Origin of the sequence: Bradyrhizobium sp. Leo170, assembly GCF_004296405.1 — a bacterium.
Classification (GTDB): domain Bacteria; phylum Pseudomonadota; class Alphaproteobacteria; order Rhizobiales; family Xanthobacteraceae; genus Bradyrhizobium.
On sequence record NZ_PSRR01000029.1, the window covers coordinates 1 to 20,180 of the forward strand.

The 20,180-nt window shown below is 62.5% G+C and carries 22 protein-coding genes; 20 read left to right on the forward strand and 2 right to left on the reverse strand.

The features are described from left to right. Nucleotides 1-3: 3 nt before the first annotated feature. The gene (locus tag CWO89_RS07985) at nt 4-777 is read right to left on the reverse strand and encodes an IclR family transcriptional regulator (RefSeq protein ID WP_282526825.1); all 774 of its coding nucleotides are present in this window, start codon (nt 775-777) and stop codon (nt 4-6) included. Between the two features lie 169 nt (nt 778-946). Between CWO89_RS07985 and CWO89_RS07990 the strand changes: the two genes are divergently transcribed. The 20 genes from CWO89_RS07990 (at nt 947) to CWO89_RS08080 (ending at nt 19,202) form a co-directional block, all read left to right on the forward strand. Further along, nucleotides 947-1,912: a Bug family tripartite tricarboxylate transporter substrate binding protein gene (locus CWO89_RS07990; RefSeq protein WP_130578084.1), complete on the forward strand. Its 966-nt coding sequence runs from the start codon at nt 947-949 to the stop codon at nt 1,910-1,912. A 35-nt stretch (nt 1,913-1,947) separates the two neighbouring features. Further along, the gene (locus CWO89_RS07995) at nt 1,948-2,565 is read left to right on the forward strand and encodes a flavin reductase family protein (protein ID WP_130578085.1); all 618 of its coding nucleotides are present in this window, start codon (nt 1,948-1,950) and stop codon (nt 2,563-2,565) included. 24 nt (nt 2,566-2,589) lie between these two features. After that, nucleotides 2,590-3,915, forward strand: coding sequence for an MFS transporter (locus tag CWO89_RS08000; protein WP_130578086.1), 1,326 nt, complete (start codon nt 2,590-2,592; stop codon nt 3,913-3,915). A 25-nt stretch (nt 3,916-3,940) separates the two neighbouring features. Beyond that, nucleotides 3,941-4,801 carry a fumarylacetoacetate hydrolase family protein gene (locus tag CWO89_RS08005; RefSeq protein ID WP_130578087.1) on the forward strand — a complete coding sequence of 287 codons (861 nt, stop codon included), beginning with the start codon at nt 3,941-3,943 and terminating at the stop codon, nt 4,799-4,801. A 4-nt stretch (nt 4,802-4,805) separates the two neighbouring features. After that, a complete protein-coding gene (gene hpaH, locus CWO89_RS08010) occupies nt 4,806-5,609 on the forward strand; it encodes a 2-oxo-hept-4-ene-1,7-dioate hydratase (protein ID WP_130578088.1) in 804 nt (267 codons plus the stop codon). Between the two features lie 23 nt (nt 5,610-5,632). Continuing rightward, on the forward strand, nt 5,633-6,025 hold the full coding sequence (locus tag CWO89_RS08015; protein ID WP_130578089.1) for a RidA family protein: 393 nt from the start codon (nt 5,633-5,635) through the stop codon (nt 6,023-6,025). Nucleotides 6,026-6,035: 10 nt separating this feature from the next. After that, on the forward strand, nt 6,036-6,905 hold the full coding sequence (locus CWO89_RS08020; protein ID WP_130578090.1) for an amidohydrolase family protein: 870 nt from the start codon (nt 6,036-6,038) through the stop codon (nt 6,903-6,905). 126 nt (nt 6,906-7,031) lie between these two features. Next, nucleotides 7,032-7,697 carry an HAD family hydrolase gene (locus CWO89_RS08025; protein ID WP_130578091.1) on the forward strand — a complete coding sequence of 222 codons (666 nt, stop codon included), beginning with the start codon at nt 7,032-7,034 and terminating at the stop codon, nt 7,695-7,697. 9 nt (nt 7,698-7,706) lie between these two features. Then, on the forward strand, nt 7,707-8,660 hold the full coding sequence (locus tag CWO89_RS08030; RefSeq protein WP_130578092.1) for a sugar-binding transcriptional regulator: 954 nt from the start codon (nt 7,707-7,709) through the stop codon (nt 8,658-8,660). 159 nt (nt 8,661-8,819) lie between these two features. After that, nucleotides 8,820-10,133: an ABC transporter substrate-binding protein gene (locus CWO89_RS08035; protein WP_165421051.1), complete on the forward strand. Its 1,314-nt coding sequence runs from the start codon at nt 8,820-8,822 to the stop codon at nt 10,131-10,133. A gap of 63 nt (nt 10,134-10,196) precedes the next feature. Further along, nucleotides 10,197-11,105: a carbohydrate ABC transporter permease gene (locus CWO89_RS08040; protein WP_130578094.1), complete on the forward strand. Its 909-nt coding sequence runs from the start codon at nt 10,197-10,199 to the stop codon at nt 11,103-11,105. Between the two features lie 3 nt (nt 11,106-11,108). Further along, nucleotides 11,109-11,939 (forward strand): carbohydrate ABC transporter permease, encoded by an 831-nt coding sequence (locus CWO89_RS08045; RefSeq protein ID WP_130578095.1) that lies wholly within the window; start codon nt 11,109-11,111, stop codon nt 11,937-11,939. Nucleotides 11,940-11,957: 18 nt separating this feature from the next. Continuing rightward, a complete protein-coding gene (locus CWO89_RS08050; protein ID WP_130578096.1) occupies nt 11,958-12,962 on the forward strand; it encodes an ABC transporter ATP-binding protein in 1,005 nt (334 codons plus the stop codon). 13 nt (nt 12,963-12,975) lie between these two features. Next, nucleotides 12,976-13,749, forward strand: coding sequence for an SDR family NAD(P)-dependent oxidoreductase (locus CWO89_RS08055; RefSeq protein WP_130578097.1), 774 nt, complete (start codon nt 12,976-12,978; stop codon nt 13,747-13,749). 28 nt (nt 13,750-13,777) lie between these two features. Next, nucleotides 13,778-15,445 carry an FGGY-family carbohydrate kinase gene (locus CWO89_RS08060; RefSeq protein WP_130578098.1) on the forward strand — a complete coding sequence of 556 codons (1,668 nt, stop codon included), beginning with the start codon at nt 13,778-13,780 and terminating at the stop codon, nt 15,443-15,445. Nucleotides 15,446-15,545: 100 nt separating this feature from the next. Next, nucleotides 15,546-16,481, forward strand: a complete 936-nt coding sequence (locus CWO89_RS08065; RefSeq protein WP_130578099.1) for a carbohydrate kinase family protein — start codon at nt 15,546-15,548, stop codon at nt 16,479-16,481. A 212-nt stretch (nt 16,482-16,693) separates the two neighbouring features. Beyond that, nucleotides 16,694-16,852: a hypothetical protein gene (locus CWO89_RS45750; RefSeq protein WP_165421052.1), complete on the forward strand. Its 159-nt coding sequence runs from the start codon at nt 16,694-16,696 to the stop codon at nt 16,850-16,852. Nucleotides 16,853-16,860: 8 nt separating this feature from the next. Continuing rightward, on the forward strand, nt 16,861-17,292 hold the full coding sequence (locus CWO89_RS08070) for a sigma factor (protein WP_165421053.1): 432 nt from the start codon (nt 16,861-16,863) through the stop codon (nt 17,290-17,292). A 528-nt stretch (nt 17,293-17,820) separates the two neighbouring features. Beyond that, nucleotides 17,821-18,276, forward strand: a complete 456-nt coding sequence (locus CWO89_RS08075; RefSeq protein WP_130578101.1) for a type II 3-dehydroquinate dehydratase — start codon at nt 17,821-17,823, stop codon at nt 18,274-18,276. Continuing rightward, a complete protein-coding gene (locus CWO89_RS08080; protein WP_130578102.1) occupies nt 18,273-19,202 on the forward strand; it encodes a 2-hydroxyacid dehydrogenase in 930 nt (309 codons plus the stop codon). The genes CWO89_RS08075 and CWO89_RS08080 overlap by 4 nt, the downstream gene beginning before the upstream one ends. On the opposite strand, the gene CWO89_RS08085 is transcribed toward CWO89_RS08080, so the two are convergent. Beyond that, nucleotides 19,170-20,117 (reverse strand): LysR family transcriptional regulator, encoded by a 948-nt coding sequence (locus tag CWO89_RS08085; protein ID WP_130578103.1) that lies wholly within the window; start codon nt 20,115-20,117, stop codon nt 19,170-19,172. The genes CWO89_RS08080 and CWO89_RS08085 overlap by 33 nt on opposite strands. Nucleotides 20,118-20,180: the final 63 nt, after the last annotated feature.

Below are 20,180 nucleotides of genomic sequence, written 5' to 3' on the forward strand. Positions count from 1 at the left end.
GCTCTAAGGGAGAGACTCAATTTTCTTCTCGATCGCGAGGGCAGCCTCTAGCAAAATCTCGGCGACCTCTTGCTCTCGGCGCGGTCCGAGTCTGGTGCGAACGGCTGATACGGTGATCGCCGCGGCCGGCCGGCGATCGGGGGTCTTGATCCAGGTGGACAGCGATTTCGTTCCCTGCACCAGACCGGCCTCGCGCAGATTATAGCCTCTGCGCTTGGCCAAGGCGATTTGTGAAAGCACCGTCGCCACGCTGGTGCGATAACCGGCAAACCGCACTTCATTGGCAGTCACGATCTTGCGTGCGTCGGGCGTCGGCATCGCGGCAAGAATCGCAACACCTGCACTGCTGACGCCGAGCGGACGTCTGGCGCCGACTTCGATCGACAACACCTGGATCGGATAGGAGCCGATCCTGCGATCGATGCACAGCGTATCATTGCCGGTACGTACCGTCAGGAACAACGTGTCGCCGACCCGCTGCGAGGTTCGCGCCAGGATATTGTCCGCCGCGGCAAGCAGCGGCGAACGCGAGGGGCGCGCCAGCGCCAATTCCGGCACCTGTCCGCCGATCGCATAGCGGCCGGTCTTCTCGTGCCGTTCGACGATGCCTTCCTCGATCAGCACGTGAACGATCCGGTGCACCGTCGGCCGCGTCAGCCCGGTCGCCTGCACCACTTCGGTAAGCGGTACTCCGGTCTCCCTGCCAGCGGCGAGGATGCGCAAGACCATCAACGCGCGCCGGATCGCCTGGGCACCTTGCCTCGGTTCCGTGGTCACGGTTTGCTGTCCATAATGTGGACAGAATTGGCGCAAAGCCGTCGACAAGTAAAGCCCGCTCGCCGGATGATCTCGCATCTCATCGAGGCGTCGCCTAGACGACCCCGATCGGACACTCAACAAGAACAGGGTGGAGACCTCATCCGCCGCCGCTTTGGGAGGATGTCACATGAGGTTTCTCGCTGTTGCGGTTGCGGCCATCGCGGTGATGGTCATTGGACCGGTCGCAGCCCAGACATGGCCGGAGCGCAATGTCCGCTTGATCGTGCCATATCCCGCCGGCGGCAATGTCGACAGCGCTGCCCGCATCGTGGCTGACAAGCTGCAGCAACGGCTCGGGCAGGCCTTCATCGTGGAGAACAAGTCCGGCGCCGGTGGCCTGGTCGCGGGCGAGGCGTTCGCGAAATCGGCGAAGGATGGCTACACGCTGTTCATCGGCGCCAACGGCCCGGTGCTGTTCGCTCCCGAGATCAATAAGCGCGAGGCCTATGTCTGGAAACGGGATTTCCTCCCGATCACGACCATCTCGATGACGCCCTTGGTGCTCGAGGTTCATCCATCCGTTCAGGCAAAGACGTTGAAGGAGTTTCTTGACCTGGCGCGCCGCGAGCCGGGCAAACTCACGATGGCCTCGCCGGGGGCGGGGACGACCAATCATTTGCTCAGCGAACTGGCGCAATCGGAACTCGGCCTGCAATGGGTCACAGTGCATTACCGCGGCAATGCGCCGGCGACCAATGATCTCATCGGTGGGCAGGTGCAGTTCGCGTTCGACCAGGTTTCCGTCGCGCTGCCCTTCGTCAAGAGCGGCGCGGTTCGTGTGCTTGCAGTCACCAGCGGACATCGCTTGGCCTCGATGCCCGACGTGCCGACCTTCGCCGAGCTCGGCTACAAGGATTTCGACGCGCAGACCTTCACCGGCCTGTTCGCGCCGGCCGGTACGCCGGACGCGATCGTAACGAAGCTGCACGACACCATGGCGGAGATCCTGAAGGATCCCGCGGTCGTCGCGAAATTCGACAAGCTCGGCGCCGAGGCCGTCACAATGTCGCCTGCGGAGTTCACGGCCTATCTGACGCGCGAAGACGCCAAATGGATTCCCATCGTCCGCAAGGCGAACATCCGGGCCGATTGAGGCCGGTGCGCAGGCCAGTCAAGCTTCGAGGCAGCATGCAGATTGACCCCTCAGAACTCGGCGCCGAGCGCATCTATCGGCTGATGACCGGGATCGTCGTGCCACGGCCGATCGCCTGGGTGACCAGCATGTCGCGCAAAGGTGTGCTCAATCTCGCCCCCTTCAGCGCCTTCACCTTTGTCTCGCAGAAACCGCCGATGCTCGCCATCAGCGTTGGCCGCAAGGCCGGCGTCTACAAGGACACCGCGCATAATATTCTAGATACCGAAGAATACGTCATCCACATCGCCGACACGCCGCTGATGACGGCGCTGCATGAGAGTTCGGTCGAGCATCCGCCCGAGGTGAGTGAGGTCGAACTGCTCAAGCTCGAGACCGTGCCGAGCGAACGCATCAAGGTGCCGCGGCTCGCCGCGCCGCCGGTTGCCATGGAATGCCGGTTTCGCCAATGTCTCGAATTCGGTGAGGCCCGCAGCCGGCTGATCGTCGGCGAGGTTCTGATGTTCCACCTCCGGGATGGTCTCGTGAACAACGGCAAGGTCGAAACCGAGGCGCTCGATCCGATTGCGCGCATCGCAGGCCCGCGTTATGCCCGGCTCGGAGAGATCGTCACCTTGCGCGCCGTGTTCCAGGCGCCGAAGTCGACCGATTGAGATCGCAATATCAGCAAGACAGACATGACCGAACAGTCCTCGCTTTCCGCAATCGGCACCTATACGACCGGCGAACGCGCCGCGATCATCTTCTCCTGCATGCTCGGTTTCGCGCTCGATCTCTACGACGTGCTCATCATGCCGTTCCTGATGAGCTCGATACAGTCGTCGCTCGGCATTTCGCTGGGCCAGGTCGCGAGCGTGACGAGTCTGACCTTGATCGGGTCAGTGATCGGCGGCGCACTATTCGGCTGGCTCGGCGACCGCATCGGCCGCAAGCAGGCGCTGCAGCTCACGCTCGGCGTGTTCGCCGCCGGATCGATCGCATCGGCGTTCGCCTGGGATTATTGGAGCCTGGCATTGCTCCGCTTCATCACCGGCGTCGGGCTCGGCGGCGAATGGGGTGCCGGCATGGTGCTGTTCAATGAGGCCTGGAACAAGGACCGCCGCGGTATCGGCAGCGCCTTCATCCAGGGCAGTGCGGTGGTCGCGAGCGCCGGCGCCTCGATCGTCGGGGTTTGGGCCACCACGTCGTTCAGCGTGGAATGGGGATGGCGCATTGCGCTTCTGACCGGCGGCTCGCCGATCCTGCTGATGATCTTCATCCGCTTCTTCATGCCGGAATCCAAGGCGTGGCTGCAGTTCGATCGTACGCGCAAAAGCGGCCTGGTCGCGAGCAAGGTCAAGACCACCAACACGATGCTTCTGATGTTCCAGGGCCGGTTGCTGCCGATCTCGCTGATGTGCCTGGCGTGGATGATGGCCTACATGTTCTGCTATTACGGCGTCGTCGTCTTCATGCCGACCCTGATGCAGAAGTCGCTCGCGGCGCCGCCCGAAGTCGTGCGCAACATCTCGGTGATCGCTTCCATCGTCGGCGGCTGCTCGTACATCAGCATGGGCCTGCTCAACGACGCCTTCGGCCGGCGGTTCGGCGCGCTGTTGCCGGGCCTCGCGTGGGGCGCGATGGCCTGCGGCCTCTATATCTTCGCGTATGACAGGTTCGCCGGCAGCCTGTTTGGCTTCCCAATGTTCTGGGTCTACATCGCCTTCGTGATCGGTAACTCGGCGCTCGGCGTGGTCGGCACCTGGCTGTCGGAAATCTATCCGATCGAGGTGCGTTCGACCGCGGTATCCTTCATCTACATGGCGGGGCGCGGCGTCGGCAGCTTGGCACCTGTGGTCGTTCCGCTGACGGCCGGCTGGTTCGGCGGCCAGCTTGCGCTCGGCATGATGGTCGTCGTGCCCGCCATCATCATCTTCCTGGCGATGACCCTATCCTTGCCCGAGACGCGCGGGCGCGAACTGGCTGCGGCCGCCGGCGCCCAGCGTAGCGGCCAGACAGCGTGAAACTCTCGTCGAAGGAAAGCGTGCGATGCGACTGTTGAGCTATCTCGTGAATGGCGAGCCACATTATGGTGTGGCTGATGACGATGGGGTCGTCGATCTGATGGTGCGGATCGGCGCTGAATTTCCCGATCTGAAATCACTGATCGCGCGCGACGGCCTTGCGTCGGCCCGGCGTGCTTCGGCCGGCCAGCGTCCCGATCATGCGCTGGACCAATTGACGCTGCTGCCGCCGGTACCGGCACCGGAAAAGCTCTGGTGCATCGGCGTGAACTACAAGGACCGCAACGCCGAATACAAGGACAACTCGGACCTGCCGAAATATCCGAGCCTGTTCGTGCGCAATCCATCGTCGGTGGTGGGATCGGGGCAGGGGATCGAGAAGCCGAAAGTCTCCGACCAGCTCGACTATGAGGGCGAGCTCGTCATCGTGATCGGCAAGCAGGGAAGGCACATCGCGCGCGACGACGCCTTCTCGCATATCTTCGGCATGACGCTGTGCAACGAGGGCAGCGTGCGAGACTGGCTGCATCACGGCAAGTTCAACGTCACGCAGGGCAAGAATTTCGATCGCTCCGGCAGCATCGGCCCCTGGATCGTGACGTCGGAAGAATGCGATCCGCGGGGACCACACGACATCATCACCCGCGTCAATGGCGAGGTCAGACAGCAGGACAGCACCGAGCGGCTGATGTTCCCGTTCGATTTCCTGATCTCCTATCTCTCCACATTCGCGACCCTGAAGCCCGGCGACATGATCGCGACCGGCACACCGACGGGCGCCGGCGCCCGGTTCGATCCGCCGCGCTGGCTCAAACCCGGCGATGTGGTCGAGGTGGAGTCGTCGCGGATCGGCGTGCTGCGCAACTCGGTGGTTATGGAGCAATAGCGCCATGCTAGATCCTTCAATCATCCGGCGCCTCGCAGAGCGGCTTGACGAGGCCGAACGGACCAAGACGCTCACTACCATGTTCACGCGCCAGCATCCCGATCTCACGATCGAGGATGCCTATGCGATCCAGCGCGCCTGGACGCGTCTGCAGCTCGATCGCGGACGCGTCATCAAGGGCCACAAGATCGGCCTGACCTCAAAAGCGATGCAGAACGCGGTCGGCATCGCCGAGCCCGATTATGGCGTGCTGTTCGCCGACATGTTCTATCCGGATGCGAGCGCGATTCCGTTCGATCGCTTCCATGCGCCGCGGATCGAGGTCGAGCTCGCCTTCGTGCTGAAGGCGCCGTTGCGCGGCCCGGACTGCTCCATCTTCGACGTGCTCAACGCCACCGACTACGTGACGCCCGCGCTCGAAATCCTCGAGACCCGCATGCATCGCGTCGATCCCGAGACTGGCCAGACCCGTAAGGTCATGGACACGATTTCGGACAATGCCGCCAATGCCGCGCTCGTGCTCGGCGGCCGTCCGTTCCGGCCGCTCGAGGCGGATCTGCGCTGGATCGGTGCGCTGCTGTTCCGCAATGGACAGGTCGAGGAGACCGGGCTTGCCGCCGGCGTGCTCAACCATCCGGCCAACGGCATCGCCTGGCTCGCCAATCGCCTGGCGCCGCATGATGAGCAATTGCGCGCCGGCGAAGTCGTGCTCGCCGGATCGTTCACGCGACCGGTTGATATCAGCCGTGGTGATACCTTCCATGCCGATTACGGATCGTTCGGCTCGGTGTCCTGCCAATTTGTCTGAACCAAACCAGCAGAGGGAAAGCGATGACTGGTCAAGCACGGCGCAGAAGCGTCCACATCGGTGGCTTTAAGCACGCCAATCCGATCCCGAACGCTTCTCGCATCGGCAATCTCGTGATGTCCGGCGTTATCCTCGGCCGCGATCCCGCGACCGGAGCGATGCCGGAGAGCCTGGAAGCGCAATGCGCCAACATGTTCGCGCATATGAAGGCGACCATCGAGGCGGCTGGTGGCAGCACCGACGACATCATCAAGATGACGGTCTGGCTCAAGGACCGTTCGCAGCGCGCGCCTGTCAATGCCGAGTGGCTGAAGATGTTTCCCGACGAACACTCACGCCCGGCGCGTCATGCGCTGCCGATGGACATGGAAGGCGGCGCGCTGGTGCAGTGCGATTTCACCGCCGTGATTGACTAAGGAGTTTGCCGTGCCGACCTATCTCCCCTTTGATTCGAATCCGCGCCGGCCTTCGAAGCTGCCGCCGCCAAAGACTGTCGACAGCCAGTTTCACGTGCTTGGACCGCTGGAGAAATATCCGGTACGTCCGGGCGCGGCCTATCAGATGCCGACCGCAACCTGGGAGGCGGCGCTGCGGATGCACAAGGCGCTCGGGATCGAGCGCGGCGTGATCGTGCAGACCACGACCTATGGCGCGGACCACACGGTCGTGCTCGACGGTCTGGCGGCAATGGGCCCGAACTATCGCGGCTGCGCCAACGCGCTGGTGTTTGCCGAAGCTGATGATGCCTACCTCGCCAAGCTGCATGAGGCAGGAGTCCGCGGCGCGCGCTTCAGTTTTCGGCAGGAACTAGGGGCTGTGCTGTCGGACAAGGATTTTGCGCGGGCGATCGCGCGCATCCGCGAGCTCGGCTGGTACGTCAAGATTCAGCCGGAGAAGGACGGCATCATCTCCAGCGTTGAGAAGTACCAATCCCTCAACGTGCCGGTGTTGATCGATCACATGGCGCGTCCCGACCCGACCCGCGGCAAGAACGATCCGAATCTGCAGAAGATGCTTGAGCTGCTGTCGAAGGGCAATTTCTGGGTCATGCTGTCGCTTGGGGAAAAGACCTCAAAGGCCGGTCCCCCCTGGGAAGACGTCATCCCCATCGCGCGCACCTATATCGAAGCGGCGCCGGACCGCTGCGTCTGGGCCACCGACTGGCCGCATCCGGTTTCGGTCGTGCAGCCGCCCAACGACGCCGATCTTCTCGAACTCGTGTACAAGTATGCGCCTGACGAAGCGACCTTGGAGAAGATACTTGTTCACAATCCGGCAAGACTATTCGGATTCTAGAGCTCGGCCTCAGGACGTCCTGCTTACGGCCTGCCGCGCGTCGGTTGCGCCCGCCGATCTGGCGGTCGCCGCGCTCCTGGCCGCTGGGCTATTGCTCAACTGATGAGCATATGATCCTATTGTGGGATGGAACCCAGTCACCTAAAGCCTGATCTGGTCATCTTCGACTGCGATGGCGTCCTCGTGGACAGCGAGATATTGAGCTGTCAGTGCCTGTCAGAGGTCCTTGGCGAGTTCGGCATAGAGCTCAGTAGGGACGATGCCCTCGAGTTATTTCTTGGCCGCAGCACGACGGCGATCTTGCAGCACTACAAGGGGGACCAACGCCTCGTTCCCGAGAACTTTCTGATCGCGTTGAAGGCGCGGGTGCTGCAACGGTTCAGGCATTCGTTGCAGCCTGTCCTTGGGGTGGGCTCATTGATCTCCAGCCTGCAAATGCCGTTTTGTGTTGCATCGTCCAGCGATCTCGACCGGGTATCGCTTTCGCTGGCATTGACCGGTCTGGCGCCGCATTTCGGCGACAGGGTGTACACGGCGCAGATGGTGGCCCGCGGCAAGCCGGCCCCCGACCTGTTTCTCCATGCGGCTGCGCAGATGCGCGCCGCACCACAGCGCACGCTTGTCATCGAAGACAGTGTCAGCGGTGTGACCGCAGCAAAGGCCGCCGGCATGACCGTATGGGGCTTTATCGGTGGCAGTCACTACCAGTTTGGTGATCGGCATAGCATGCTGCGCGATGCCGGCGCAGATCGTGTCTTCGACCGGATGGCGGACTTCTGGGGCGAAAGATAGCGGGCTTTCATGGCAGCACTCGAGAACGAGAAATCCCGTCTTGACGACGCCGCGCGCGCCGGCTGGCTCTATTTCATCGCCGGCCATACGCAGGACGAGATCGCCAAGATGCTGCAGGTCTCGCGAGCGTCCGCGCAGCGTCTGGTGTCGCTTTGCCTCGCAGAACGCCTGATCACCTTCCGCCTCGAACACCCTATTGCCGCATGCATGGAACTGGCGTTGAAGCTCAAGGATCGCTTCGATCTCGTTCACTGCGAGGTAGTGCCGTCGGACCCGGCGTCGCCGCATTCCGCCGCCGGCATCGCGGAGCGTTGCGCCAATCTGCTGGACTCAACCTTGCGCGCGGAAACCCCGGTCATTGTCGCATTGGGCACCGGGCGCGCGGTGCGGGCCGCGGTGGAGCGCGTCACGCCGATCGAGCGGCCGAATCACCAGATCGTCTCGCTGGTGGGAAACATCTCGGCGGACGGCTCGGCGAGTTTCTTCGATACGGTGGGGCGCCTTGCCGATCGCACCGGCGCCCGCCACTATCCGATGCCTCTGCCATTCCTGATGTCGTCGGAAGACGAGCGCAACCGTATGAACCGGATCGAACCAATCGCCAAGATCCAGGCGATTGCCGCGAGAGCCGACCTGCGTCTCATCGGCATCGGTCAGATGGACCAGAAGGCCCAGGTGCATGTTGATGGCTTCGTCAGCCGCGAAGAGCTGTTCGAGATGATGCGGCTTGGCGCCGTCGGCGAGGTGACGGGTTGGGCCTATGACGCCAAGGGCCGGCTCATCAAGGGGGGCACGAACAAGCGGTTGACCAGTATTCCTCCGCAGGTGCCGGCGCGGACCACCACGATCGCCGCGGCGATTGGGCAGGCCAAGGTTCCAGCGATCGGCGCCGCGCTGATCGGGCGCCTCATCAACGGCCTCATCACCGACGAAGCAACGGCCCGGGCTATCCTCGATCGATAGGGCCGGCACGATCGTCGCGTCTTCCTGAATGAAACGGATTTTCTCTCCGGCGCTGCGGGCAGCCGGATAGCGTGTGTCAGCTTGACAAGCTGAAAGGTTGATGTGAACATACGCTCAACGCGTGGGCATATGCTCAAACGCGACTATGGGAGGTTTACCGTGAAAAACGTCCATGGCGCCCTTCTGGGCGCGGCCGCGCTCTTGCTTTCAACTCCCTCACTCGCCCAGACCGCCCTGACGATTGCCACCGTCAACAACGGCGACATGATCCGCATGCAGGGATTGACGAGCGACTTCACCAGCAAAAATCCGGACATCACGGTCAAATGGGTGACGCTCGAGGAGAACGTGCTGCGCCAGCGCGTCACCACCGATATCGCGACCAAGGGCGGCCAGTTCGACGTCCTGACCATCGGCACCTATGAGGTGCCGATCTGGGCCAAGAAGAACTGGCTGGTGCCGCTCGACAAGCTCGGCGCCGACTACGACGTCGCCGATCTCTTGCCGAGGATCAAGGACGCGGTGTCCGTCTCCGGCAAGCTTTATGCGGCGCCGTTCTACGGCGAAAGCTCGATGACCATGTATCGGACCGACCTGTTCCAGAAGGCCGGGCTTACCATGCCGGAAAATCCGAGCTGGGATTTCGTGATCAGTGCGGCCAAGAAGCTGACCGACAAGGAGGCTGGGGTCTACGGCATCTGCCTGCGTGGCAAGGCCGGCTGGGGTGAGAACATGGCGTTCCTCACCGCTATGGCCAATTCCTATGGTGCACGCTGGTTCGACGAGAAGTGGGTGCCGCAGTTCGACAAGCCCGAATGGAAGAAAACGCTGGCGACCTATGTCGACCTGATGAAGGAGGCGGGCCCTCCCGGCGCCAGCTCGAATGGCTTCAACGAAAATCTGGCCCTGTTCAACGCTGGCAAATGCGCGATGTGGATCGACGCAACAGTTGCGGCGTCGTTTGTGACCAATCCAAAGGACTCCACGGTCGCCGACAAGGTCGGCTTTGCGCTCGCGCCGAACACCGGGCTCGGCAAGAACGCAAACTGGCTGTGGGCCTGGAACCTCGCGATTCCCGCAGGCTCCAAGAAGGTCGAGGCCGCCGAGAAATTCATCGCCTGGGCGACCGGCAAGGACTACGCAAAACTGGTTGCGTCGAAGGAGGGCTGGGCCAACGTGCCGCCGGGTACGCGGACGTCGCTGTACCAGAACCCTGACTATCTGAAGGTCGCGCCGTTCGCCAAATTGACGCTGGCGTCGATCGATGCCGCCGATCCGAACAAACCGACGGTGCAGCCGGTGCCTTACGTTGGCGTGCAGTATGCGGCGATCCCGGAATTCCAGGGCATCGGCACTGCAGTCGGCCAGCAGTTCTCGGCGGCACTGTCCGGCTCGACCAGCGTGGACGCGGCGCTCTCGGCCGCGCAAGCGTCGACGGAGCGGGAAATGAAGCGTGCCGGTTACATCAAATAGGTGGCTCCCTTGGCTCACACTCCCGAGCTAAGCCCCTCGCAGCCATCCGGCAGCTTGCACCGGATGACTGCGCCTGCTTTGCAGCCGACGGAAACGGGGACGGGGACCCGACAAACGCAACTGCTCGCGCGGATGCTGCTGACGCCAGCGGTCGCGCTGCTGTTCATCTGGATGATCGTCCCCTTGGCGCTGACGATCTATTTCTCGCTGCTGCGTTACAATCTGCTCGATTCCGAATCCGCGCAGTTCGTCGGCTTTGAGAACTTTCGTTATTTCCTGACCGACCCGGCTTTTCTCGCTTCGCTGCAGAACACACTGGTTCTGGTCGGGTCCGTGCTTGGACTGACCATCCTGCTTGGGATTCCGCTCGCGCTGTTGCTCGACCAGCCGGTCATTGGCCGCAACATCGTGCGGCTGATGGTGATCGCGCCATTCTTCGTGATGCCAACGGTCAGCGCGCTGATCTGGAAGAACCTCCTGATGCATCCGGTTTCTGGCCTGTTCGCCTGGATCGCAAAGCTGTTCGGCGCGCCACCGATCGACTGGTTCAACGACATACCGCTATTCGCAATCATCCTGATCGTCTCCTGGCAATGGCTGCCGTTTGCAACGCTGATCCTTCTAACGGCGCTGCAATCCCTAGACGAAGAGCAGAAGGAGGCGGCGGAGATGGACGGCGCCGGCGCGCTGTCGACCTTCATCTACATCACGCTGCCGCATCTGGCACGACCGATCACTGTCGTGATCCTGATCGAGACGATTTTCCTTCTGACCGTGTTCGCCGAGATCTTCGTCACCACCGGCGGCGGGCCGGGATTGCAGACCACCAACATCGCCTTCCTGATCTATTCGCAGGCGCTGATCCAGTACGACGTCGGCGGTGCCTCCGCGGGCGGGTTGGTGGCGGTGGTCATCGCCAACATCGTGGCCTTCTTCCTGGTCAGGATCGTCGGCCGGAATTTGGAGGCCTGACGCATGGCGCGGATAGCAACAAGCAGGCATGTGGCGGTCTCGACCGTTGCGGCGTGGCTGGTCGGCTTCCTGATCTTCTTTCCGATCCTGTGGATGGTGCTGGCGAGCTTCAAGACCGAGCTCGATGCCTTCGCCATACCGCCAAAATTCCTGTTCTTTCACTGGACCACCGAGAATTATGCCGCCGTGCAGGAGCGCAGCGACTATGTCCATCATGCGCTCAACTCCATCATCGTGGCAGGCGGCTCGACGCTGATCGCGCTGCTGATTGCGATTCCCGCTGCGTGGTCGATGGCGTTCTCGCCGACCAAACGCACCAAGGATGTGCTGCTCTGGATGCTGTCGACCAAGATGATGCCGCCGGTCGGCGTGCTGGTGCCGATCTACCTGATCTACCGCGATTTCGGTTTGCTCGATACTTTGACTGGTCTCGTCTTCATCCTCTGCCTCGGCAATCTGCCGATCGTAATCTGGATGCTGTTTACCTATTTCAAGGAAATCCCGAAGGACATCCTCGAAGCCGCGCGCATGGACGGCGCAACGATCGGCCGGGAGCTCGTCTATGTGTTGACGCCCATGGCCGTCCCGGGGCTCGCATCAACGTTGCTCTTGAACTTTATCCTGGCCTGGAACGAGGCGTTCTGGACGTTGAATCTCTCGACGCTGGAGGCCGCGCCGCTGACCGTGTTCATCGCGTCCTATTCGAGTCCCGAAGGGCTGTTCTGGGCCAAGCTATCGGCCGCTTCCACGCTCGCCATCGCACCGATCCTGGTGCTCGGCTGGTTCAGCCAGCGCCAGCTCGTCCGCGGCCTGACTTTTGGCGCGGTCAAGTAAAACGGAAAGGCTGGAGCCATGGGTCAGATCACGCTTCAGAATGTCCAGAAATCGTTCGGGCCTGTTCACATCATCAAGGGCGCCGATCTGGATATCTCGGATGGTTCCTTCGTCGTTTTCGTCGGACCTTCCGGCTGCGGCAAGACCACTCTTCTCCGCCTGATCGCCGGGCTCGAGGACGTCAGCGGCGGCAATATCCTGATCGACGGCAAGAACGTCGTCGACGTCCCGCCCGCCAAGCGCGGCTTGTCGATGGTTTTTCAATCCTATGCTCTCTATCCGCATATGAGCGTGCGCGGCAACATCGCCTTCGGCTTGAAGATGGCGGGCCTGCCGAAAGCCGAGATCAGCCGGAAGGTGGAGGCCGCGGCAGCAACCCTTAATCTGACGCCGTATCTCGATAGGAAGCCGCGCGAATTGTCGGGCGGCCAGCGCCAGCGCGTTGCGATCGGGCGCGCCATCGTCCGCGAGCCGAAAGCGTTTCTATTCGACGAGCCGCTGTCAAATCTCGACGCCGCGCTGCGCGTGCAGATGCGCCTGGAGGTCACGCGGCTACAGAAGCAGCTTGGCACGACGGCCATCTATGTCACGCACGACCAGGTCGAGGCGATGACAATGGCGGACAAGATTGTGGTGCTCAATGGCGGCAAGATCGAGCAATACGGGACGCCGCTCGAACTCTACGAAAAGCCGGCCAATCTGTTCGTCGCCGGCTTCATCGGCTCGCCGAAAATGAACTTCATCTCCGGCGAGGTCGCGGGCCGCCACGACGCGGCCACCATTGGCGTTCGCCCCGAGCACCTGAAAATCGCGCGCGACGGCGAGGGATGGCCGGGAAACATCATGGTCGCCGAGCATCTCGGCAGCGACACCTTTCTCTATGTCGACGCTGGCGCAATTGGACCACTCACTGCGCGCCACGTTGGCGAGCTCGATTTGAGCGCCGGCGATCGCGTCCTGCTGTCGCCGGATCCCGGCCGCCTGCATCGGTTCGATGAAACCGGAAAATCGCTGCGGGCTTAACAGGAAGATCAGGATGTATCTGGAAAAATTCAAACTACCCGGCAAGACCGCGGTCGTAACCGGGGGCGGGCAGGGGATTGGCCTCGCCTGTGCTGAGGCGCTGGCGGAGGCCGGCGCGAGGGTCGTGATTGCCGATCGCGACGCGGCGGTCGCCGACGAAGCGCGCGCCCATCTGAGCGGGAAGGGCTATCAGGCCGAGGTCGCGATCGTGGACGTGACGGATTCACGGCGCGTCACCGAGGTTGCCGACGAACTCGTCGTCCGCTACGGCCGGGTCGATGTCCTCGTCAACAATGCCGGCATCGCGCGCAGCGAGACTCCGGCCGAAACCGTGACCGACGAACACTGGCTGAACGTCATCGACGTCAATCTCAACGGCACCTTCTGGTGCTGCCGCGCCTTCGGCAAGCACATGCTTCAGGCGCGGACGGGCAATATCGTCAATATCGGTTCGATGTCCGGCTTCATCGTCAATAAGCCGCAGGAGCAGTGCTACTACAACGCCTCGAAGGCTGCGGTGCACCATCTGACCAAATCGCTCGCAGCCGAATGGGGCGCGCGCGGCGTGCGCGTCAACGCGGTGGCGCCGACCTATATCGAGACGCCCCTGAACGCATTCGTGAAGGGCAATCCCCGCATGTACGACGCCTGGATCGGCGGCACCCCGATGGCGCGGATGGGGCAGGTGGAGGAGATTGCCTCGGTGGTCCTGTTCCTGTCATCGGAAGCGGCCAGCCTCATGACGGGAAGCATCGTTCTTGTCGATGGTGGCTATACTTGCTGGTAAGCTTGCGTCAAAACTGACGGGAGCGAACATGCGGCAAGCCTTCATCGGCATCGACGTCGGAACCTCCAGCGCGCGCGCGGGCGTCTTCGACGAAAACGGAGCCCTGCTCGCAACTGCAAAACAGCCGATCGCGGTCTGGCATGAGGCAGGTGACATTGTCGAGCAGTCGTCGTCGGATATCTGGGCGGCTAGCGTTTCTGCTGTCCGCAGCGCGATGGCGGAGGCCGCGATATCACCGGAGTTCGTGAAGGGCATCGGGTTCGATGCGACTTGCTCGCTGGTCGCGCTCGATCGGCATGGCGAGCCGTTGACGGTGAGTACGTCAGGCGACAAGCAGCGCAACGTTATCGTCTGGATGGATCATCGCGCGATCGAGGAAGCGCGGCTGATCAACGACACGCAGGATGAGGTGTTGCGCTATGTTGGCGGCTCCATCTCGCCCGAGATGGAGATGCCGAAGCTGCTCTGGCTGAAGCGGCACTTGCGCGACAGTTTTGATCGCGCCGGGCATTTCTTCGACCTGGCCGACTTCCTCTCGTGGCGCGCGACGGGATCGCTCGCGCGCTCGACCTGCACGGTGACCTGCAAGTGGAACTACCTCGCGCATGAAGGGCGTTGGAGCGCGCCATATTTTCAGCGCGTGGGCTTGAATGAATTTGTCGCGGACGAATACCGCAGGATCGGCACCGAGATCGTCGCGCCGGGAACGCCGCTGGGGTTTGGCCTGACGGAACAGGCGGCGCGGGATTTCGGGTTGAGACCGGGGACGCCGGTCGGCGCCTCGCTGATCGATGCACACGCCGGCGGCCTCGGCGCGATCGGCGGTCGGGACGCATCGGGCGCTGAGGTCGATGTCTGCAATCGCCTCGCCTACATCATGGGGACCTCCGCCTGCATCATGGCGACAACGGTCGACCCCTGCTTCGTGCCCGGCGTCTGGGGGCCCTATTACTCCGGCATGGTGCCCGGCTTTTGGCTCAACGAAGGCGGGCAATCGGCGGCAGGTGCTGCGATCGATTATTTGATCCGCTCCCATCCGGCCCACGCCGAGGCGAGCGACGCGGCAAGGCGCAACGGCGTGGAGATCATCCAGGTCCTCGAGGAGCGGATCATGGCCCGTGCGGGGCAGGCGAGCAGGGCGGCGCTGCTGGCGCGCGACGTTCATGTGCTGCCGGAATTCCTCGGCAACCGCTCGCCCTATGCCGATCCCGACACGCGCGCCGTCATTGCCGGCCTCGATCTCGATACGGATATCTGCGCGATGGAGCGTCTGTTCGTGGCGGGATTGTGCGGGCTCGCCTATGGCCTCGCCGACGTCATCGATGCCTTCAGGGCGCAGGGGGTCAACAGCAAGCTGATCGTCATGGGCGGCGGCGCAGGAAGGAGCCCGCTGGTGCGGCAGATCATGGCGGATACGACCGGCCTCACGGTGGCGCTGCCGCAAACGGCGGAGCCGGTCCTGCTCGGGGCGGCCATGCTCGGCGCCGTCGCCGCTGGCGCCTATGCCTCACTCGGCGAGACCATGGCCGCGATGTCGGCGCTCGGTCGCCTGACCGAGCCGGCCGCGCCAGGCATGGAAGAATTCCACCGCCGAAAGCGGGAGGTGTACAGGTTGCTGCGCGGACTTGATCGCGGAAGCCGTGACGCGATGCGCGGTTTTGTAATCAACGGCAACCAGAGCGTCGGTTCTGATTGAATCAGAACCGACGCTCTGGATTCTTGTTTTGACACGTTTTCTTCACGCGAACCGGTGTCCACTTCGCTCGAAAACGCTCTAATCTCGGAGGTCGCGAACTATGCTGCTGAGCTGTGGCGATGCGCTGATCGACTTCGTGCCCGTTGCGGCCGCGGACGGGCGCGAGGCAGTGCGACCAGCAGTGGGAGGCTCTTGTCTCAACGTCGCGGTCGGACTGGCGCGGCTTGGTGCGCCGACCGGCTTTGTCGGTGGCGTCTCGACCGACCTGTTCGGCCGCATGATCGCCGACCACGCCGTGGCGTCCGGCGTCGACCTTCGCTATGCCACCCGCAGCGACCGCCAGACCACGCTCGCTTTCGTCCGAATGGTCGCAGGCGAGTCGCAATATGCGTTTTATGACGCGGAGACGGCCACGCGGGAATGGACCTATTCGCGCGGAAAAATTCCGTTCGAGACGATCGAGGCCGTCCACATCGGCTCAACGACGCTGGTCAACGAGAGGGGAGCCGCGGAAACCGCCGCGATGGTCGCCGATGCCAAATCATCGACGACGATCTCGTTCGACCCGAACTGCAGGCCCAATCTGGTCAAGGACAAGACAGCCTATCTCGCGCGCATGGACAGGTTTGTCGACAGCGCGGACATCGTTCGCATGTCGGACGTAGACTTCGACTATCTCTACGGGAAAGAGGCTTACGCCGCGAAGGCGGAAGGGTTCCTGGCTGGAGGCGGCAGCCTGTATGTCATCACGCGCGGAATGAAGGGAGTCCAGGCCTGGCATTCAGCGGCGGGGGCCATCGAAGTCGGGTCACCGGCGGTCACGGTTGTGGACACGATCGGTGCCGGCGATAGCTTTCAGGCCGCGCTGCTGTTCGCTCTGCATAAGCAGGGCAGGCTCGGCAGGAGCGGTCTGAAGGACACCAACGCCAACGAGCTTTGCTGCGCGCTATCATTTGCGTGCAGTTGTGCTGCGCTGACCTGCACGCGGGTTGGGGCAGATCCGCCCCGCAGCAACGAAGTTGCTTGGAAGTGTTAGAGGCATTGGTCGCCGCGACGCTCGACTATTCTTCGCGGTGAAGGCGGAAAAATACGCGCAGCCAATAATCGACGTTACGCTGATAGTGCGCCGTCTACGACGGCGCCGCCGCGTGCCTCGTTGCCGATTTCAATGACGCCGACGGCCGGGCCGAGCCGGGAGACCCGGGGGACCTCTCGGTCAACCGGAAGTTTCGCGAGCTCAATAACGTCATGCGTCAACCGACCGGCCGGCAATGGAAATCAGCGCTGATGCAGATCCGCCGCGATACGGGCGAGGTCACGACCGACTTCGAATATGACGATGCATCGCGCTGGAAAGTGACCCCTCTCAACCTCGACACCATGCCGCAGCAGTTGCGACCGCGGTAGCACCGGCAGTGGCTGAGCCACTGACCTCACAACAGGCCGGCGGTCAGCGGACTGTCGACGCCAACCTCACTCCCGATGTGGCTTTGGCGACGCTGTTGTCCGGGACGGGACTGATTGCGATTCAAACCGGTGCCGGCGCGTTCGTGATCGTGCCTGCACCCGCGCCCCCGGGCGCCCTACAACGGTCGCCCGAGTTGACCCGCTATTTATGGCCGGATCTCAGAGCACGGCTGACGCGCCAGCTGGGGTCTGAGGATTTCGCGGAAGAAGCCTTGCATGAGACCTGGCTGCATCTTCATCGCGACAGCGATCCCGGCCAGATCCAGAGCCCATCAGCCTTTCTGGCGCGTATCGCGGAGAACATAGCAAAGGACCGGCTCCGGGCGGAACGCCGCGCACGAAGGGTCGAGATCGAGGCGGCGCTTTCGGTTCCCGAATGAAAGCATGCCGCGCTTCATCGGCGGCGATCAAGTCGCTGGGCCGGTGGCCCAACTCTTGCTTCTGACAGGTGACAACAAAGGGTTATAGCGAGAGTTGGATTTGAAGAAAGTCCTGATTCAAAATGTCAGCAATTGGTGCGCGAAGGTCTGGCGCGAGATCAAGGATGCCGTCAAGCACGCCCCAATGCACTAGCCGGAAGCGAACTAAAGCTGGCAGCTCGAGGCTGCGGGCGTTTACGGCTGCAAATCGTGCGGTCCACTCGGCTGTTTACGGCTGATCGCCGTCGATTGGTCGTCTCGTGCTTCTCCGCGGCGATGTTGGTGTCTTGTGACGGCTTCGCTGTCAGCTGGTCGCTGCGAAGAAGATCAATCCTTGTGCCATACTGAAATCCGTCGAAGCGCATAGTTTCTTTTGATTTCTGCTGCGAAGAAAGGCTCTCTAAGCTTTTGCTCGCGCGGGGGGGGGGCGGCGTCATGTTTGCCCCGAGCGATGCCTGATTTCCCTGCGACAGCTAAGAAAGCGCGGTTATGACCTCTGCCTCCGTCTATTTCCTGAATGGTCCCAATGCGAATCTCTACGGGCTCGATAAGAGCGGCACCTATGGCCGGGAGAGTTTCGTCTCCATCAAGAAGCGCTGTGAAGATCACGCGGCATCACTTGGCCTGACCGTCGATTTCCGTCAGTCCAATCACGAGGGCGTTTTGGTGGACTGGATCCAGGAGGCGAGGGAGAAGGCGGAGGGCATCGTCATCAATGCTGCCGGGCTGACTTATTCCTCCGTCCCGATCCTCGATGCCTTGCTCGCTTTCGAGGGCCCGATCATCGAGGCGCATATGAGCAATATCTGGAAGCGCGAGCCGTTTCGTCATCACTCCTATGTTTCGCGAGCGGCGACGGGCGTGATCGCAGGGTTCGGCGCGCTTGGCTATGAACTGGCATTGACGGCGGTGTCGCGCCTGATCGCCGAAAAGGCCGCCCAATGACATCGGAGGTCATGGCGTTCTACAGCGCCTTCGATGACTTCGAGACGTGGCGTGATGCGCTTGCCGCAGAGGGTATCGATCTGCGCCAGGCAGACGACATCGCAAATCCCCTCAAGGTCAGGCAGGCGCTGGTGTGGAAGCCGCCGCATGGCTTTTTCGCCCGTTACCCAAATCTCGGGCTCGTGGTCAATCTCGGCGCCGGCGTGGATGCGCTGGTCGGACGCGATGATCTGCCGGATGTGCCGATCACCCGCCTGTCCGATCCGAAGATGGCGCGGATGATGGCCGGCTATGTGCTATTCGCGGTGACGCGTCATGCGCGCGATATCCCGGCCTTCGAGCGCGCTCAACTTGAGCGTCGTTGGCGCTATATTCATCCGCGCGATCCTGAGACCATCAAGGTCGGCGTGCTTGGTCTCGGTGAGCTCGGGCTGACGGCGGCGTTGGAATGCGCGCGGCAGGGTTATCGGGTGCGCGGCTGGTCCAACACGCTGAAGTCGGTGGATGGCATCGAGACCTCTGCCGGGCTGTCCGCATTGCCGGACATTCTGGGCGATAGCGACATCCTGGTCTGCATGCTGCCCCAGACGCCGCAGACCCGCGGCCTTCTCGATGCCGAACGGCTAGCGCAGATGAAGCCGGGCGCCGTCTTCATCAATGTGTCGCGCGGCAACATCGTCGATGAGCCGGCTTTGATCGAAGCGCTTCGTTCGGCTCATATCGCGGAAGCGACGCTGGACGTCTTTGCCTCCGAACCATTGTCACCGGAGAGTCCTTTGTGGGCGATGGACAATGTTCTGGTGACGCCGCATCTGGCATCGGTGGCGCTGCCGCGGTCAGCGGCGCGGCAGATCGGCGAGAATGTGCGCCGGCTTCGGGCCGGCCAGGAGCTGCTAAGCCGCGTCGATCCCCGACGGGGCTATTGAGCCCGGCGCGAACTGGCCGCCAACGGCAAAGGCCTCGCGCGCGTAGTCGGCAAATGTCTGCACCGCCGGCCGCAGCGCATGACGCTTCAGGCGGAGCGCCATGACATGCGTCGGCGGCAGTTTCTCGGTGATGGGCACCACCGCGACGCGGCTGCCATCATAGCCGATAGTGGTGCGCGGAACGGCGTTATGGATCGAATATCCTTGGCCGTGCCCGATCAGTCCGCGGATCAATTCGAATGACCGGGTCCGGAACGAGATGCGCGGTTCGATGCCGGATGCCGTGAACAGGCTGGAGAAGTAATCGCGCGAATGCGGCAGATCCAGCAGGATGAAAGGTTCGTCGCGCATTTCGGTCAGGCTGATCGAAGACCGGGTCGCCAAAGGATGACTGGCCGACAGGACGATATAAGGCGGCAATTCGCAGAACTTTTCGCCGATGATTTCATCGGGGACGGCAAAGGAATAGGACAGCGCCAATTCCGTCCGCCCAGAGATCAAGCCGTCGATGATCTCCTGCTGGTCGCCTTCCTCCAGTTTCACCGAGATGCCTGGCTGGCACACGCGAAAGCCGGCCAGCAGCCCAGGCATGAAGCGCGTCGCAAGCGTCAGGAAGCTGCCGACCACGATCTCGCCATGCAGGGTACTGCCAAGCGATTGAGCGCTTTGGGCAAAATCGCGAGCATGGTTGAGCAGCAGCCTCGCGTCATTCACCAGCCGCTGGCCTGCCGGTGAGAGCGTCACACCCTTCGCGAGGTGACGGACGAATATCTGGATACCGAGTTCCGCCTCCATCTGGCTCACCGCGGCGGAGATCGAGGGCTGAGAGACGTTCAGGCGCTTGGCCGCCTCCGTCACGCTGCCCGCGTCGGCTGTCTCAACAACGTAGCGTAGCGCCCGGAGCGAGAACTTCATCGCATTTTCCTATGCATCTCCAAACATAAAAATATTTTTCTTATGATAGGCCCTCCGGCACCT

Coding starts and splice junctions, on each gene's coding strand:
- CWO89_RS07990 (WP_130578084.1), top strand. CDS start 947: ATGAGGTTTCTCGCTGTTGCGGTTGCGGCCATCGCGGTGATGGTCATT.
- CWO89_RS07995 (WP_130578085.1), top strand. CDS start 1,948: ATGCAGATTGACCCCTCAGAACTCGGCGCCGAGCGCATCTATCGGCTG.
- CWO89_RS08000 (WP_130578086.1), top strand. CDS start 2,590: ATGACCGAACAGTCCTCGCTTTCCGCAATCGGCACCTATACGACCGGC.
- CWO89_RS08005 (WP_130578087.1), top strand. CDS start 3,941: ATGCGACTGTTGAGCTATCTCGTGAATGGCGAGCCACATTATGGTGTG.
- hpaH (WP_130578088.1), top strand. CDS start 4,806: ATGCTAGATCCTTCAATCATCCGGCGCCTCGCAGAGCGGCTTGACGAG.
- CWO89_RS08015 (WP_130578089.1), top strand. CDS start 5,633: ATGACTGGTCAAGCACGGCGCAGAAGCGTCCACATCGGTGGCTTTAAG.
- CWO89_RS08025 (WP_130578091.1), top strand. CDS start 7,032: ATGGAACCCAGTCACCTAAAGCCTGATCTGGTCATCTTCGACTGCGAT.
- CWO89_RS08030 (WP_130578092.1), top strand. CDS start 7,707: ATGGCAGCACTCGAGAACGAGAAATCCCGTCTTGACGACGCCGCGCGC.
- CWO89_RS08040 (WP_130578094.1), top strand. CDS start 10,197: ATGACTGCGCCTGCTTTGCAGCCGACGGAAACGGGGACGGGGACCCGA.
- CWO89_RS08045 (WP_130578095.1), top strand. CDS start 11,109: ATGGCGCGGATAGCAACAAGCAGGCATGTGGCGGTCTCGACCGTTGCG.
- CWO89_RS08050 (WP_130578096.1), top strand. CDS start 11,958: ATGGGTCAGATCACGCTTCAGAATGTCCAGAAATCGTTCGGGCCTGTT.
- CWO89_RS08055 (WP_130578097.1), top strand. CDS start 12,976: ATGTATCTGGAAAAATTCAAACTACCCGGCAAGACCGCGGTCGTAACC.
- CWO89_RS08060 (WP_130578098.1), top strand. CDS start 13,778: ATGCGGCAAGCCTTCATCGGCATCGACGTCGGAACCTCCAGCGCGCGC.
- CWO89_RS08065 (WP_130578099.1), top strand. CDS start 15,546: ATGCTGCTGAGCTGTGGCGATGCGCTGATCGACTTCGTGCCCGTTGCG.
- CWO89_RS45750 (WP_165421052.1), top strand. CDS start 16,694: ATGCGTCAACCGACCGGCCGGCAATGGAAATCAGCGCTGATGCAGATC.
- CWO89_RS08075 (WP_130578101.1), top strand. CDS start 17,821: ATGACCTCTGCCTCCGTCTATTTCCTGAATGGTCCCAATGCGAATCTC.
- CWO89_RS08080 (WP_130578102.1), top strand. CDS start 18,273: ATGACATCGGAGGTCATGGCGTTCTACAGCGCCTTCGATGACTTCGAG.
- CWO89_RS08085 (WP_130578103.1), bottom strand. CDS start 20,117: ATGAAGTTCTCGCTCCGGGCGCTACGCTACGTTGTTGAGACAGCCGAC.